General features: G+C 56.3%; 15 protein-coding genes. 5 read left to right on the forward strand and 10 right to left on the reverse strand.

Annotation, left to right across the window (positions count from 1 at the left end; translation table 11 throughout):
• Window positions 1-770 precede the first annotated feature (770 nt).
• The 5 genes from L6D81_RS19375 (at window position 771) to L6D81_RS19395 (ending at window position 5783) form a co-directional block, all read left to right on the forward strand.
• A complete protein-coding gene (locus tag L6D81_RS19375; RefSeq protein ID WP_236181508.1) occupies window positions 771-986 on the forward strand; it encodes a hypothetical protein in 216 nt (71 codons plus the stop codon).
• A 240-nt stretch (window positions 987-1226) separates the two neighbouring features.
• Window positions 1227-2009, forward strand: coding sequence for a TIGR04255 family protein (locus L6D81_RS19380; RefSeq protein ID WP_236181509.1), 783 nt, complete (start codon window positions 1227-1229; stop codon window positions 2007-2009).
• 6 nt (window positions 2010-2015) lie between these two features.
• Complete coding sequence (locus tag L6D81_RS19385; RefSeq protein WP_236181510.1) at window positions 2016-2537, forward strand: hypothetical protein; 522 nt, start codon at window positions 2016-2018, stop codon at window positions 2535-2537.
• 326 nt (window positions 2538-2863) lie between these two features.
• A complete protein-coding gene (locus L6D81_RS19390) occupies window positions 2864-3217 on the forward strand; it encodes a hypothetical protein (protein WP_236181511.1) in 354 nt (117 codons plus the stop codon).
• 1135 nt (window positions 3218-4352) lie between these two features.
• A complete protein-coding gene (locus tag L6D81_RS19395; RefSeq protein ID WP_236181512.1) occupies window positions 4353-5783 on the forward strand; it encodes a DUF2971 domain-containing protein in 1431 nt (476 codons plus the stop codon).
• Between the two features lie 6 nt (window positions 5784-5789).
• On the opposite strand, the gene L6D81_RS19400 is transcribed toward L6D81_RS19395, so the two are convergent.
• Genes L6D81_RS19400 through L6D81_RS19445 form a run of 10 tightly spaced genes read right to left on the reverse strand, consistent with a single transcriptional unit; the run spans window position 5790 to window position 15270 of the window.
• On the reverse strand, window positions 5790-6761 hold the full coding sequence (locus L6D81_RS19400; RefSeq protein WP_236181513.1) for a hypothetical protein: 972 nt from the start codon (window positions 6759-6761) through the stop codon (window positions 5790-5792).
• Window positions 6734-7438 (reverse strand): hypothetical protein, encoded by a 705-nt coding sequence (locus tag L6D81_RS19405; protein WP_236181514.1) that lies wholly within the window; start codon window positions 7436-7438, stop codon window positions 6734-6736. The genes L6D81_RS19400 and L6D81_RS19405 overlap by 28 nt, the downstream gene beginning before the upstream one ends.
• Window positions 7435-7980: a baseplate complex protein gene (locus L6D81_RS19410; RefSeq protein ID WP_236181515.1), complete on the reverse strand. Its 546-nt coding sequence runs from the start codon at window positions 7978-7980 to the stop codon at window positions 7435-7437. The genes L6D81_RS19405 and L6D81_RS19410 overlap by 4 nt, the downstream gene beginning before the upstream one ends.
• Window positions 7977-8900: a hypothetical protein gene (locus tag L6D81_RS19415; protein ID WP_236181516.1), complete on the reverse strand. Its 924-nt coding sequence runs from the start codon at window positions 8898-8900 to the stop codon at window positions 7977-7979. Before L6D81_RS19415 ends, L6D81_RS19410 begins: the two co-directional genes overlap by 4 nt.
• On the reverse strand, window positions 8897-9604 hold the full coding sequence (locus tag L6D81_RS19420) for a DUF4376 domain-containing protein (protein ID WP_236181517.1): 708 nt from the start codon (window positions 9602-9604) through the stop codon (window positions 8897-8899). The genes L6D81_RS19415 and L6D81_RS19420 overlap by 4 nt, the downstream gene beginning before the upstream one ends.
• Before the next feature lie 8 nt (window positions 9605-9612).
• Window positions 9613-11271: a phage tail-collar fiber domain-containing protein gene (locus L6D81_RS19425; protein ID WP_236181518.1), complete on the reverse strand. Its 1659-nt coding sequence runs from the start codon at window positions 11269-11271 to the stop codon at window positions 9613-9615.
• A 9-nt stretch (window positions 11272-11280) separates the two neighbouring features.
• Window positions 11281-11805 (reverse strand): phage tail protein, encoded by a 525-nt coding sequence (locus tag L6D81_RS19430; protein ID WP_236181519.1) that lies wholly within the window; start codon window positions 11803-11805, stop codon window positions 11281-11283.
• Window positions 11802-12974 carry a baseplate J/gp47 family protein gene (locus L6D81_RS19435; RefSeq protein WP_236181520.1) on the reverse strand — a complete coding sequence of 391 codons (1173 nt, stop codon included), beginning with the start codon at window positions 12972-12974 and terminating at the stop codon, window positions 11802-11804. The genes L6D81_RS19430 and L6D81_RS19435 overlap by 4 nt, the downstream gene beginning before the upstream one ends.
• On the reverse strand, window positions 12971-13288 hold the full coding sequence (locus L6D81_RS19440; RefSeq protein WP_085654343.1) for a DUF2590 family protein: 318 nt from the start codon (window positions 13286-13288) through the stop codon (window positions 12971-12973). The genes L6D81_RS19435 and L6D81_RS19440 overlap by 4 nt, the downstream gene beginning before the upstream one ends.
• Window positions 13285-15270 carry a phage tail tape measure protein gene (locus L6D81_RS19445; RefSeq protein WP_236181521.1) on the reverse strand — a complete coding sequence of 662 codons (1986 nt, stop codon included), beginning with the start codon at window positions 15268-15270 and terminating at the stop codon, window positions 13285-13287. Before L6D81_RS19445 ends, L6D81_RS19440 begins: the two co-directional genes overlap by 4 nt.
• Window positions 15271-15272 lie beyond the last annotated feature (2 nt).

A 15272-nucleotide genomic window follows, 5' to 3' on the forward strand; every position in this document is an offset into this window, starting at 1 on the left:
GGCGCCCTCCAGCCACTCTCCCCCATTCCTGATAAACTCCCCACCTCCCAGCCACACCGATTCCGTACCCCCAATGCCCCCAATCACCGCCACACCCGCTCCACTCTCCCGCCGTTTCTCCGTCGCGCCGATGATGGATCGGACTGACCATTCTTTTACCTCCCGTAAATAAAGGCCCAAACGCCTCGCCACCAACCCGCGTACCAGTTGCGTACCAGCTCTCTTCTTCTCCCTCCTTGTCCCATCCTCTCTTCCGACTGCGTTAGCAAATTTTAAGCAGCGGTTCTCGGCTCCAATCCTGGCACTGTCTATCGTCGGCTCAGGCGTTGTTGGTGAGAGTTCAAACCGCGCGCATGAAAGGGCAGCGAATCGCCTCGTCTGTGCTTCACTCCGTTTTCAGGTTGACCCCTGGGAAAAAGGTAATTTTGGTAATTTCCTTTTTTAACTTCATAAAAACTCAATAAATTCAGCGGCTTAGATGGATTTATCAAAGGTAATAATAGGGTAAGAGGAAGGTTAGAAAATTACCCTTAGTCGTAGTAATTTCAGCCACCTAAGAAACCCTTTAAAATCAGGCACTTGGTGAAATATTACCTCCGGCCTTACCAAATATTACCCTCAAAGGTAATACCTCAAAGCCACGATCTATAAGGGCTGCAGCCATTTTTTCGCACCGACTTACTAAAATTACCTTTTTCCCAGCCTCGAACTGAAATTGGCCAGCTCAGGTGCCCTGCTATGCTTCCTGCTTTCCGAATGGAGTCGAACAGATGGCTAGCGAATATTCCCTCCCTGTAGTCCTCGATAAAATCTACGAAAACCAGCTTGCGCTTGAAGCCGCGTTGATGGAGTTGGTGCTGCTTGCAGAACAAGGGGGTTATCACGCAGTCGGGGAAAATGCCCGTGTAGCGCTTGAGCGAATCGGCGAAAATGCCGGGTTCATCAATCAGGGCATAGCAAGATTGATAGCTCAGGAGAAAGGCTAGCTAAAACCCAGCCGAGGGCTACACTGCGGCTTTCGAAGGCACCGCAATGATCATTTGCAGGTGCTCGGCGAGCCAGAGCTGAGAAACGCGAGGTAAGCCACCTCGTGGAAAAATGAAAGCTATACTGCGAAGAAAGGCTTGATTTATGAATTTCACTGTGTATGAGCCACGTAGTGATGCTGACAGTACTTGGATTCCATGCCATCATGGCCGCCTTTTGTACCTAGTGATGAGTAGCTCATGAGCGCACGTTGGAAAGCTGACGACTTAGTACTTACTCGGTCAGAGAATGAAAATCGCTATAAACGTGATTTTTTGAAGCAGGCCGTTTGTGAGCTACGTTTCCCGACTCTCATGGAGCTGGGAGAACAACGTCCGCCAGCAGCTTTCGTTAAGGCACTTCGTAAAGACTACCCTATATTAGAACTGAACAATGAGTTCACTCTTGGCTTGGGATCTACGAACGCCGGCTCAAGCAATATTCATATTCTAAAATCTACAAAGGGTAAATGGAGTATTTCCCTCAAGGAAAACTCTTTATCTATAGAGACCTCCACCTACTCTGGATTTGACAACCTTAGAGAACGGGTTCTTCAAGTCGTCGATGCCGCAGAAAAGGTGATTGACTCTGATTTCTTCACTCGCATAGGACTCCGCTATATCAACGTCCTAAAAAGTGAAGACGAAGAAATTACCAACTGGATAAACCCATCGTTAACCGCCCCAATAACTTCTAAAGTATTTACCGGGATAAACGACTTCGGCGGTAGAATGCAACTTCTATCTGAAGATGGCGGCTGTTTACTTCAGCACGGAATCCAGTTGAGTCGTACAACTACAGATGGGCCAATTAAGCCTGACTACTTGATCGACATTGACACCTATCGCGCAGAGGTTCCACTGTCCGATACAGCTGCAGCTATAGATATTATGCATCGTCAAGCATTTGATCTTTTCGATTGGGCACTTACTGATAGTGCGAGAAATTTTCTGTCCACAGATGCAAGATCTAGGAAGGGATGATCAATCATGGACTACTACGCAACAGTCGCTCCAACGCCATCTCCTTCGGTTTTTTATGCGTCGCAGGCTCCCTTGGGACATATACCTCCCATGGAAAACACTTATGCCGGTGCGACTCGGTTCGTATCAACAGACTTCCCTGGTTTGAACGTTGGAAAACCAGGTAACCGCGTTTCTGAAAGCCTACCGAAAAGCGCCCCACTTACTGACGCTACTCCTTTGGTCACCATGAGCCCCGAAGCAAGCACACCTCGTGCGCCAGTTCATGAGCGGCACATACCGGCAAGGGACTTAGAAATAAATAAAATCGCGGAAGATCGAATTAAGCTTCTTGCGATAAAATACGCAAACGATTCTATCTCTGCAGAAATGATCGCACGCCTGGAGATACTTAACTCCAGGCTGATCGAGCGTTCACCTCGGGTAACAGTAGAACAAATAAATTTCTTGGAAGGTTCAATCGGATCCATCAAGACCATTGAACAATCAAGATTAGACCGCGCAAAAAGGTTGGGGCTGCCTACTTGAGTTTTACGGTCTTCCAGTACCCGAAGTCAAAGCACACGCGAACTTTGACTCCGAGACTATTCAAGCAATATAAAAGCTATAAGCGCTGGCTGCAAAATGAGTTTTCGCGAGTCTGTGTTTACTGTCGCCAGCCTGACAGTAGCGCCCCAAACCTAAACTTCGGCGTCGATCATTATCGACCAAAGGGTTTGTCTCAGTTTGCCAGCTTGATTTGTGATTACCAAAATCTTTACTACTGCTGTGGCGGATGTAACTCTCGCAAGAACAATGACTGGCCTGCCGATGAAAAAGTAGGCCCGTACATTGTCAACCCATGCGACCACATCATGAGCCAACATCTAAAATTTGATGCTGTTAATGGCGTGATGTCGGCCCGCTCTACATTTGGAAAATATACCGAAGATCTCTTACAGCTGAATGATCACACTCAAGTCATCTTCCGCAAAACCACTTTGCACGCTCTAAAAATCGCTGCCAAAGAGCTCATTTCACTTCAAGACCAAAAGGCAGAGCTTTTTGAGTTACTTCAAAATAAAAAAGTATCTCAAGCGATTTACGACAATGAACTTAAAGACATTAACAACGATATAGAACTCACTGAAACTCTCATTCAAAACCTCAGTGGAACCACACCATTACCTCCCCTCAAAAAAGTGCGATTGGGCGTAGTGCTTTCCTGACAAGACTGCCTCCCACCTCCCCCTTACCAATTAAATAGATATCGTGCATTCGATAGAATCTGTGGGGAAAAATCTGCTAGGGACCTTGCTGTAGCTTTTGATAGCCGTTGAAACGCCCCATTGGCTTCAGACCCAGCAATATCAATACGTTCGAGATCATCTGACGCTTTTGTAAAAGCCCCCTCTCTGCGCCCAAAGCAAGCGGGTGAAGAATTGAAAACTAGGTAAATCGTCTTTTTTCACGCCTTGCCCCCTGAAAACAAGCGTGAAAAACTTTCGGCTTTCACGCGCCCTTCCTGACTCACAATGGAAAGCGTCTTCAAATCTTTGCAAAATTTTGCACTCAGCGAAATTGCCGAGCTGCCCGTGCCGCCCGCAGCGGGCCTTTGCGCCGCGACTACATGTAAGCATCGGCAAATTGCAAAAAAAAGAGGTGAAACGTCCGCTGGCGGGAGGGGGATAAGTGCTTTTTTCACAAAATTTTTCTCACCGACAGATTTTTGCGCGGTTAGCATTGAGAGAAATTGATCAAAAAAGGATCCGTTGATGGAGACCGTTACAGCGTGGGGCTACAACGTCAAAATTAGCGATGCCATAGCGTTGATGGCGGTCATAATCGCCGCTGGGGCGTTATGGGTCTCGTGGCTAGCATTCAGGTTCAATCGAAACTCGGTAGCCCTGTATGAAGGATCGGACCAACAAGGCATGGTCCTGTACATCACGAACAACAGTCCGCATCTCGTAACGGTGTTGGATTTTGGCTACGTCGGGCCAGATGGGTATAGCTGCTCACTGGTGGGCGAGGAAGGATTAAGGGTTCGTATCGATCCCCGAGATAGCCGGTCAATAGATGTTCGCAGTTCTCAAGCGTTTCGACTCCAAAGAGCCAAAGGCGATTACACCCGGCACTGCCTATATGTGATTCTTGCAACAGGTCATCGGTTTTACAGCGCCAGTTGGCCCAGGAGATGGTGGTGGTGGATTCTTGGTTGGATAGACGGAAGTCGGCGGCACAGGATTCGCCGGTCTGAACTTTAAGTTTTCTTCACACTCCAGTCCCTTCGCGGCGGATGCTTCACTTTTCTAAACGGTGCAAACCTCCAAAACAACCAACCTTTAATGGAGCCAAGTGCAAATGCCAGATTTCCTCTACAGATTTCGCCCGGTAGACAAGTTGCTTGGCAGGAATGGTTTTGAAGGAGAGTTGTCAGGCACTTACATATATTTTGCATCGCCAGAACAGCTCAACGACCCCTTGGAAGGCTATCGGGAATTATTCTTTTCAGGTGACGCCATTGTGTGGCACCAGCTATTTAAACGATATATAGCATGCCTAATTGTAAGAAACTACCAGTACCTTTCCGGCTTTGAACTTAATCAGAAAGATTTTCCAGACGTTTACGATTTAAGCATATTGCCGCCGGAGGTGCGTGAGCCGGGAAAGGATGTGATCTCCACCTTTCTTTCAAATAGCAATATTCAACGGCATATTCATTTCTTGGCCGAGGGGGAAAGACGAGTATCTAAAGAAGAGTTAACAGTGCATCTGAACAGTATACAGGTGTACGCAATGAAACTCGTTTCTGAACTGTACATCAAAATAGGCGTGAAGCCTGTTGATACTAAGCTAAAAGATATGGGAGAGGCTCGCAGCCTTGAGGCCTCATCGGCGTTACTTTCAGTTTGCGGAGAGGGCAGTCCGGGAAGCATTGATACTGCTCGCGCTATAGGCTACGCAGTAGCTTTATACATGGCGGAGACAGAGCTTTTTATCTCAAATTATGAATCTTATAAAAAAGAATCAGGTGATAAAAAGTGGCGAAGGCTCGTTCATAGCTTCATTTCTCAATTTGTAGAAAGCCTCAAGAAACTAAGTCACAGAGAATGGTACACGGCTTGCTTTATGGAGAATTGCGATAACTCCGCTATATGGGGGACGTACGGTGATAATCATGCGGGCGTTTGCTTGAAGTTCAAGACGCATCAATCAGAAGGCAAAGCCCAATTGGCATTTAATATGCCTGTAGCATTATCTTCCACGGGGTCGATATGGGAGTCGGCTAAATTGACATTCGAAAAGGTTAACTACGTCACGGACGTAGGTGATCTTGATTTTTTTAGATCTATAGGTATCTACCCCCGAAATACCCTATTGAAGAATTGGTATCTAAGTGATAGCGGCCAGCGAAGTACATGTTACTCAGCGCTGGAAAACACGGAAGAATGGATAGAGAGCTACTGGAAAGGCAGGCAGCTAAGCATTACCAGCAAAATGAAAGACTGGATAAGTGAAAATGAATACAGGCTAATTTTGCAGAACGGAATGCCTGACTATGAAAATTACAAAAACAGATGTTTGAAATATGACTTTGATTCACTGGAAGGCATAATTTTTGGAATCCGAACTCCTGAAATTGAGAAGTACCAAATCATTCAAGTCATCGAGGATCTTTGTGATAAGCACAAGAGAAAGGAGTTTAACATTTATCAAGCGCACCACGATGCAGCGAATAAAACAATCAACTACCGGTCGCTTGTGAAAGTAAGTTGCGAAAACCCTAATTGAGCCAACCTATAAAGTTATATTTTTTAGGATTAGCGACGTAGCTTTTGATTGAGCAGCCCACAGCTCAAAATCCGTCGCATTTGCTGGCACCGGCGTTGGGCCGTGAGTATGGAGGGCAATTTGTAGATTCATCTGCTGCAACAAGTCGAGAATATCTACTACGACTTTGAACAAATTGACCTCTTGCGAACCGACCCAGCTTTTTGGTGACAGCATCTGCTGGCTGATTCCCGTTACACTCCGGCGCAAGCCCTCAATCCGCTCCTGCATATCACCGCCCACCGTTGCGTTATGCTTTTGCCCCACAACCAGATTCAGATCCCTTCCGGTAGCCTGGTGCAGATCATCCACCGCCGCCAAGCTCGCGGATCCGCCGGACAGCAGCTTGAGTGCGCCCAGCGCCTCGATCGTCTTCACACCACCCACAGACTCGGTTGAGTGGTCATCGACGGCCCGCGTGTGGGTCTGGAACTGCTCGCGGTTGTCCAGGGCTTCAACCTCGCGCTCGATCGCGTGATCCCGGATTTTGCCATCGGTCTGGCGTAACCAATTGCCATCCGCGTCGACGCGCTGCTGCACTGCTTCGCTTTGCTGCCAGATCTGGTGCCCATTTGGCACCTTCGGCATGGTCAGGCCGTGCGGCAGAATCGACTGGATGTAGGGCTTGTTCGGCAGCCCGTAGGCGAAGCACACCACGACGCGTGTGCCTTCCTCCGGAAAGGCATAAATGCCCATATCCTCGCCCCCTGTGGGCAGCGGCAACGGAACACCGGTAAGCGTCGGGATGGCCGGATCTGGCTCGTCATCGGCGCCTAGGACTTCAATGTCGACCGCGTAGCGCGGACGGAAGTCGTCGCAGATACCAGCATCCGTCGGCGCATCGGCCACGGCGATGACGCGGGCGAAGCGTGGTAGGTGGTAACCACCAGTGAGTTCGGGGAACTGGCGCTCTACAGCGCGGCGGATTGCGTCTTCCATCGGATGGCCATCTGGTCATTGGCGAGTGCCACACTGGTGACACGTTCGCCGGCGTTGATCGTTGCACCAGGTCGCAGGCCAGGAAGGGCCGCGACCATTGCGCTCTGGTTACCCTGGTAGCCGTCGAACAGCTCCGTGGGGATCTGCAGCGCCGCCCGGGCGCCAAAAAAACTGTCGGCCCAGCTGCCGGCGAACACTTCGCCGTTGCCCAGCTGGTGCCAGGTGAAGTCGGGAATACTGAATACGCGGGCCAGGCTGTCCATCGCCTGGTATCCGGCAGCAAGGCTGTAGAAGTACGGTGCCTTCACGCCGGCGTAAGGCCGATCGGGAACGCGAAAGCGCAGGCCCGTCTGCTCGCTGATGGCAGCCAGCACAGCGCGCAGATCGACGTGACGCAGGTTCAGCGGCAGCGGGTTGGCCAGCACAGCAGCCAGCTCACGGCAGAACAGCACCTGCTCTTTGCCATTGGCGGCGGTGCAACGCTCGACGTAGCCGATGAAGTGGCGCTGCAGCGTGCGGTCGTTGTAGCCGATATCCAGCGTCACCAAGCCTTTCAGCGGCTCAGCAGACTGAACTGTGAAGTTCGCCCGCCCGGGACTGGTGGCGTCCAGCCGAACGTCTTCTTTGACCAGGCGAACAGGCGCGCCATTGATCGACAGAACTTTGTGCAGTTTCACGTCTGCTCACTCCCCAGCCATTTGTCGACGCGGCCCAGCACCTTTTCAAAGCCGCTCAGTTCCGGGTTGTCGCTCGAACCTGAGTTACTACCACCTTCACCGACCGCGCTGCCCGGGGCGCCTTGGGCGTCGACCTTGTTGCCGGCGCGTCGACCCTCGACCTTTTCCGGGTTCGATTCGCGCTCGCTCAACGTGAACTGCACCAGCCAGGCTTTCAGGTTGTCCGCCTCTCGGGCGCTGACGCCTTCGGAGAACTCCACCTGGCGCACGCCGAACGCCTCGGCGGTGTCGTTCACGACGCGATACAGATGCAACTCGCCACCGCTTGCCGTGGCCTCGGCCAGGCGCATCAAGTCAGTCAGCTGCACCCGATCAACGAAGGGGATCATCAGCGAGACGGCCAATGTTTTGGGCTTGAAGCCCTTGTGCGCCTTGTCGGTGTTGCTGGTCTGCCCCGACATGTCGCCGCTTTCGATGCGTAGATTGCCGGTGACCTTGAGGTTCTTCCCCTGGACTTTTTGCCCGTCGAGCAACAGCGTCATAGGCCCACCAGTTCCCGTACAAAACTCAACCCCTCTTGCGTGCCCACCAGCAGCAGGCCGGCGCATTGCACCCACTCATGCCCCGGTGCGTCGCCGCTCAGCAGCTCCTGGCGCAGCTCGCTGGAGTTGCCCGGGCCAATCAGGCGCGCCCGTATGCTGACGTCGGGGTTACCCCCAGCCAGCAGGTTTTTCAGTTCAGCCAATTGCTGATCCCGCCCCTGTTGCTGTGCCGCCTTGCGAGCGGCCAGCGCCGCTAGATCGCCCAACGGCGAACTGTCAGCGGCGTAGCCCTCCAGCACGGCCAATTGGCCGGCCATCGATTGCTTGGCAGCCTTGACCACCGTGCAGCGTTCCAGGGGCAGTCCTTGCCAGCGCGGCAACGCACCGGCGCTGGGGATCTCCCATTTTTCAGTCTCAAGTTTCATCAGGTGCTGGGCGCGCCGCTCGGTTCGCACCAGGTCGCCGATCGGCAACAACGCGTTGAACCGCGACAGGCCGCTGGCCAACTGTTCCAGACGTGTCCCTAGGAACAGAACCGACAGGGCATATTGCGGCCCGACCGGACGGCCGGAGTCGGTGGCGTCCTCCAGTTTTTTGGCCAGGTGTTCCAGCACGTTCGGCGCCGACAGGAAGCGCTGATAGCCCTTGCCTTGGCCGACGCCGCTTTGAAAAGGCGTCACCACCAGGCACGCGGGCACCTGACCCAACTGCTCGGCCAGCGCCGCCCGTCCGGCTTCAATGGCGCCTTTCGCGGCGTCGCCGACCGGCCCCGGGTTGGTGTTGGCCAACCCGCTCAAACCGGCCAACCGTTGCGCGGTGCTGGCCAGCTCGCCGGTGGCCAGATCTTTGGCAGCGGACAGCCCGCCCATCCATTGCGTGGCCTGTTCTGGCCAGCGCATCGTCACCGGCGCCCAGCTCATGCCGGCGGCGTCCAGGTGATGGCTTTCATCGCCTTGAGGTTTTTGTCTTTCAGGGCCTTTTCAACGGCCTGGCGCAACAACTCGGCGCACTGCTGGGCGCCTTGACGAAAGCGCACCAGGTCGTGGCTGACCTTATGCAGTTGGGCGATGGTGTGGGGCCGGAAGGCCAGCACCTGGTCAGCATCGGTACACGGGTAAACGTCATCCTGTCCCAGCAGTACTTGGGCGTTCAGGTTTACCTGGTCATCGATGGCGCTGCTGTAACGGTACGCGTCGCCCAGGGCGCTGGAGTTGAATCCGCCGGCGACATACGCCGCGCAATCAGTGGCGATCGCCTGCAGCTTTTTCTCCCGGAGTGCGGCCAGCACGGCATCGACGTCGTCGACCCATTCGCCGTCCTTCCAGATCTGGTTCGGCCCGGGCTTTTTCATGGTGAAACCCGCCGGCACCGGCTCGAAGCCTTCGAGCGTGCGCGGCTCGCCGGTTACGGTGTTGTACACCACCACGCCGCCGAAATAGTCCACAAGCTGCCAGGCCTTGCCGTTCCACCAGGCCGCTTTATGTTCGGGGATCTGCGGCGGCGCTGTCTCCACACAGCCGCCCGGGATCATGTACACGCCCGGTTCCAGCGGCGATTCGTCAGCGGTCACGGTGCCCACCAGGATGCCCAGGTGGTTGGTCTGATAAACGAGTTTTTCAGTCATGCTCGATCTCAATACTTGATGCAGTAAAGGAGGGCCATGTTCTTTGGCCGTGTTTCGCTACCACCGGCGGCGGCTACGGTCACGCCGTGGGTGTGCGCGCCGCCGGCGCCAATCCCGACGTTGTGCGCATGGTTTCCGGCGCCATTCATCAGAACGTTGTGCGTGTGCACGCCCGCCCATGACGTTTCGTGCGCCCCGCCCGACTGCTGAACCGAATTGATGCCGCCGGCCCCTTGGCCAATACCTGGAGCGCTGGGCGCCGAGTGGTTGTGCGCGCCCTGGGCGTCCGTCCAAGCACCATGGGTATGGTTACCTTGGGCGTCAGTCCAAGCGGTGTGCGCATGGTCGCCAACCGCTGCGGCCGAAGCGGTGTGCGCGTGAGAATGGATCATCATGTCCTGAAAGCTGCCGAACGCTCGGCTGGGATCCACACCGCGCCCATCGTCCCAGGCTCTTGGGAACATTCCCCGCACATCCGGCAAGTTGAAGGTTGTGGAACCATCACCAGCTCCGAAAGTGACGCCGATGCGTGCAAACAGCTTGGCGAAAGTAGTGCGCGAAACTTCAGAGCCATTGCTCTTGAGCCAGCCGGGAGGTGGAGTGTTCATTGCGAACCCACAGACGACGCCAACAAACGAGTCCTCAACCTGCCGCTGCAATTTATTTAGCGCTGCAGTAGTGGCGAGGATCTCGCTGCTGTTCGTGTTCGGGTCATCGCTCTTCGCGTTGGGCAGGTTGTCCAGATCCACGTCTTCTTTGGTCGTGCCCCGGGCGCGCAGGTTGGGGTAGTCACCGTCCCGCGCCGCCAGGTACTGAATCAACGGCCCATTGATCGGCTCAGGCAGGCGCATGTCTGAAAAGCCCACCGAGGACAGGTAGTGCGCGACGGGTACGCAGTAGTGGCGCGCGCCGGCGGAATCGGTGTAATCCTCAGGTTCGCCAAACACCACTTTCCACGTCGCAACTCGATCGTTCAATTGGCGTTCCAGGCACACATCCAAGGTGATTTTCCCCACCGGGATAACGCCGGTCACCGGCAGCGGCGCCGAGAGCGCAACGCGAATGCCTTCGATATAGGCCACACCCTGGCGCAACTGAAAGCCGTTGACCGTCTTTTCGAACAGCAGCGAATCGCCGAAGAAACAGGCGCGCCCGTACAGCTCACGGTTGCTCAGGCGCTCGCGCTCATCGATGCCGGCCAGGCGCACGGTGAAGTCATGCTGCCAGGTGCTGGCATCGATCGTTACGCCGGTCAGCGCCTGGGCGCCGTCGAACGCCACCAGAAAGTTGCGGGTGACGTTGTTGCCGATCTGCAACGGCGGGATGTTCTTGCGCTTTTGCTGCAGCGGCACGTAGGACACGGCGAACAACAAACCGTCAGCGTCTTCAAGGCCGACCCAGTTGAAGTCCCAATCGCCGACGTCCGACCCCAGCTGCGCGCTGTAGACGATCTGGTTGGGGTTCACAAAACCCGCGTTCTCCTTGGGGATCTCGTAGGTGTGGACGATCTGGCCCACTGGCGGCTTGCCGGCGGCTCGATCCACCGGCGCTTCGGTGGCCAACCCGGGCACGTTGGCGAAAATGAATTTCGTCACGACCAGGGGCTTTTTCTGGCTTTGCTTCAGGGCGATTTGGCCTTCGCCGGCCAACGTAATACTGGCGCTCACAATGCGTTCCTACAGGCTGGCGACCAGCGTTTGCTGGTCGTCGTTGAAGTCGATCAGGCCGATTTGCAGGCCCACGGGGGTGATGGTCACGAAGTCATAGCGCCGGCACGTCCGACCGTATTGCTGGATCAGCACGCGCAGCAGCTCGGGGTTCAGCGACAGCTGGGCGTTGCTGAACTTGAGCAGCACCACGTCCCAATCCCGATCGGGCTGGCGCTCCTCGATCTCCACGTAGCCAACGCCCAGGCGCTCGAAAATGCGTTTCATGCCGGCGGTGCTGCCCGCGTCGACCGAGTTGATGAAGGCATATTTCACGCGCAGCCGGAACAGGCTTTCCGGCTCGCCGGTGAAGCGCGTCACGTCCCGCTGCCAGGCCCACAGTTCAAGGATGCTCAGGTGGCAGGTGTCCGGATCGATCTGCGAATAGGGCCACCGCAGCCAGCCGGTGACGTTTTCCCACCAGGACTGTGCAGCCGCGACCAGCTTGCTCAGCTCGGCGCCACCGAGCCAGAAAGGCAATTTGATCTTGATCACTGGATCACCACCGTCAGGTTCTCCAGACGGGGTATGGACAGACCGTTTACCACATCCACCATCGGCGTAATTCTCACCGCCTCAATGCTCGGAAACTGTTCATGCAGTTCGGTGCAAAGGCGGCTTTTGCTGAATTTCGCTTGCGGGTAGGTCAGCGTGGGCTGGTAGTCGCGGGGCGTGCTTTCGCGAAAGGCCGCACGTACAAAAAACTCCACCTCCTGTTTGAGTGTGGCTTTCTGCTCTGGCGTCTGATTGGAGAACGGCCAGACGTTCACCACAATGCTGGAAAGGGTTTCCGGCATGACCATGGCCAGCAGGTCATCGCCGTGGCCGTGGTTGCCCTGGTCGCGGATATGCGCATTGATCTTCTCCAGGTAACTGGCCGCCGGCACACCTGCATCAAACAGGATGTAGGCATTGGCGCTGCCTGGCCCACGCGGGGCGCCGTGCTCAAAATACACGCCATCCGGACGCACGCCCGGGAAGGCGGAAATCATGGCGCGATATACGGCGTCGGTGTGCCACTGGTTGACCGCCGAGAACTGGTTACGCACGCGCAGGCGCAACTGGTCGTTGGGTTCCGGATCTGCACCTGGTGAAGCCAGCCACCCGTCTTTGTTCACCACCTGGACAATGCCGGGAATCGGCACCGGCAGGATCGCGTAGTAACCCGGGGCCAGGTTAAAACCACTGCCCGCCTCGATCGCCTCGACCGGAACGTCCACCTGCAGCTGGCCCTGCTGGAACGTCGCCGGCGCCGTGGTAACCAGTTTGTAGACGTTGCCGTTGATTGCGGCGGACTGCACCACAATGCCCTTTTCCAGCTCCAGCACACCGTCCGGAATGGCCCGGATGAACAGCAGTTTTCCCTGGGCCTTGGTCGCGCCCTTGCGTTCGACATTGACCGCCCAGGCCAGCGTATCCAGCCAGGCGTCGACCGCTGTTTTCACGAAGAAGTTGGGCAGCACGGTCAGGCACAGGAAATCCAGCAGCCACAGAACCGGCTTGGTCACCAGCGCGGTCATTACCCGCCAGAACGGCGAATAGCTGCTGGTGTTGGCCACTTTCGCGCCCTGGGCTTCAACTTCCTTTTCCCACTCGGCCTTCAACGCCGCCTCAGTGGTCGGGATGCCGGCATCGGCGATCACCTTTTTAAAATCGACGCTCACAGACTTACCTCAATCGATCCGAACTTCAGGGTTTTGGCGGTCACCAGGTAAACGCCTGGTTCCTGTTGGGTGATGCGTGCCGTCCCCGGCACCAGGCGCACGTCGCCCTCCACCAGCAGTTCCATCCGCTGGATACAGTCGCGCTGACGCAGGCGATCGCGCTCGGCCACCAGCGTCACCAGCAGCCCGCTGTCGCGGATCATGTGGGCGATGTCCTGAGCGATGCAGGCGCGGTCATCGATCAACCGGGGCTGGTTTGAAGGATCGAGCGCCAGGTCGTTGCCGACGATCAGCAGATCCACGTACTCGCTCATCCGCCCACCGCCATGGCGACCATGTTTTCCACTTCCAGCGGGGTCATTGGTTTGCCGGTGTGAATGTTCACGTTCTCAACATGCGTGCCCTTGTTCTGGCTGCTGTTGTTGTTCTGAATGCTGGTCAGCAGGCCGCCCGCCGGCACTGCAGACGGACGCGCCGGCGACAGGCTTGGAATGGCCGCATTGATGGTCTGTTGGGCTTTCTGCGCAGCGTTGGCGGTGTCGGAAGCGCTGGCAGCGGCGTCGACGCCTGGCACTTCGGGCATGCCGCCGAAGCGCGCTTCGATGTTCACGCCGGGGATGCTGTTCAGCAGCTCGATCACACCGTTAACGGCCTTGGTGAAAATGCCGACGATGCTGTCCCACGCGGCCTTGGCCATGCCCGACCAGCCGCCCATGGAGTTAAACCAGTCGGACAGCTTCTGCAGCTTGTCGGCGACGAACTGGAACGCAGCCGTGTTCATCAGGGCGCTCGTCCACTCCTTCCAGAAGTAGACCGCCGCCACAATGACCGCCACCAGGGCGACGATCCCGACCACAATCCACACCACCGGGTTGGCCAACAGAGCCGCGTTGACCAGCCAGATCGCGCCCTGCCACAGCATCATGGCGCCGCGAATCAGCGCCAGGCCGGCGCTCAGCGTGTAGATCACGGCGACGTAAGCGAGGATGGCCAGCTTCTGCAGGATGAACACCGCGACGGTGCGCAGCCCCATCAGTTGGAAGACTTTCCAGACGGTGAGCATGCCCAACCAGGTCATGCGGGCAATGCCCACCACCATGGTCAGTGCCGACATTGCAGCGACTATGCCCATGATCGTCAGCGCGGTGATGCCGATCACCCGGGTGATGTTCGGGAACAGCTGCGACCAGCGCACCAGTGTTTTGCCAATGTCGACCATCTTGGCCATGAACGGCGACAGCACCGGGATCAGCACCTGGCCGAATACCACTCGCATGACTTCGACCAGGGACGCCCATTGCTGCCAGGGATCAACCATCGCCCGGGCCATCTGCTCGGCGTTCTCCAGCCCGCGCACTTTGCCCAGCTGCTCGATGCCGTTGCGCAGCCGATCGGTGTCCTTGGCGAGCGCGCCGATCACCTGGGCACCTTCGCCGCCGAAGGCCTCCATCAGCTTGGCACCCGCCGACGCGCTGGTGAGGTCGCCGAACTTGCCCTGGAGCTTGTCCAGGATGGTCATCATCGGCAGCACCTTGCCCTGCTGGTCGGTGAACTTCATGCCGAGCTTTTCCGAGGCCGCGCCGATGTTTTCGAAAAACGCCTTGTAGCGTCCGCCGGCGTCGCCCCCTTCCATGGTGCTGCTCAGCGTGCCGATCACCGCCATCTGTTCAGCCAGGTCGACGCCGGACGTCGTGGCGATCGCCCCGGCTTCCTTGAAGGCGTCTTTCATGGCCGCGCCGCTGGTGCGGAACAGCTGCACCGCCAGCGCCGTCTGGCCACCGAGTTTTTCCACCCATGCACCTTTACCCATCGCATCGGCTTGGGACTTCTGCAGGTTGTAGAGCGTACCGACGTATTCACCCATGGTTTCGGCGTCGGTCTTGGTGGCCTTGGCCAGCAGGTTGCTGGTGTTGGTGAAGGTCGCCAGCTGGTTGCCGGCAAGGCCCTTGATGGCGCCTTCGATCAGGTAGGCGGACGCCACAAAGTCCTTGGCGTTCTCGCCATAGTTCACCGCGAACTCCAGCGACTTGGCGTTGAGCGCCGACAGCGCGTCCTCGGCTACGCCCAGCGATCGGACGTCGCCCAGGGCGCGATTGACCTCCAGCGCCGGTTCCATCGATTCGCGAATGGCGACCACGCCAGCCGTCAGCCCGCCAAAGCCCAGGCCGATCGTCTTGATGTGCTTTTCGCTCTGATCGGCAAGCTCGGAAAAGCCCATTTTCACCTTGCCCAGGGGCGCGGTGACCTTGTCCTGCAAGCTGAGAATGAAAGCCAGGCTGGCGCTACGGTCTGCCAATG

Source organism: Pseudomonas sputi, assembly GCF_021603585.1.
Classification (GTDB): Bacteria; Pseudomonadota; Gammaproteobacteria; order Pseudomonadales; family Pseudomonadaceae; genus Aquipseudomonas; species Aquipseudomonas sputi.

Coding starts and splice junctions, on each gene's coding strand:
- L6D81_RS19375 (WP_236181508.1), top strand. CDS start 771: ATGGCTAGCGAATATTCCCTCCCTGTAGTCCTCGATAAAATCTACGAA.
- L6D81_RS19380 (WP_236181509.1), top strand. CDS start 1,227: ATGAGCGCACGTTGGAAAGCTGACGACTTAGTACTTACTCGGTCAGAG.
- L6D81_RS19385 (WP_236181510.1), top strand. CDS start 2,016: ATGGACTACTACGCAACAGTCGCTCCAACGCCATCTCCTTCGGTTTTT.
- L6D81_RS19390 (WP_236181511.1), top strand. CDS start 2,864: ATGAGCCAACATCTAAAATTTGATGCTGTTAATGGCGTGATGTCGGCC.
- L6D81_RS19395 (WP_236181512.1), top strand. CDS start 4,353: ATGCCAGATTTCCTCTACAGATTTCGCCCGGTAGACAAGTTGCTTGGC.
- L6D81_RS19400 (WP_236181513.1), bottom strand. CDS start 6,761: ATGGAAGACGCAATCCGCCGCGCTGTAGAGCGCCAGTTCCCCGAACTC.
- L6D81_RS19410 (WP_236181515.1), bottom strand. CDS start 7,980: ATGACGCTGTTGCTCGACGGGCAAAAAGTCCAGGGGAAGAACCTCAAG.
- L6D81_RS19415 (WP_236181516.1), bottom strand. CDS start 8,900: ATGAGCTGGGCGCCGGTGACGATGCGCTGGCCAGAACAGGCCACGCAA.
- L6D81_RS19420 (WP_236181517.1), bottom strand. CDS start 9,604: ATGACTGAAAAACTCGTTTATCAGACCAACCACCTGGGCATCCTGGTG.
- L6D81_RS19440 (WP_085654343.1), bottom strand. CDS start 13,288: ATGAGCGAGTACGTGGATCTGCTGATCGTCGGCAACGACCTGGCGCTC.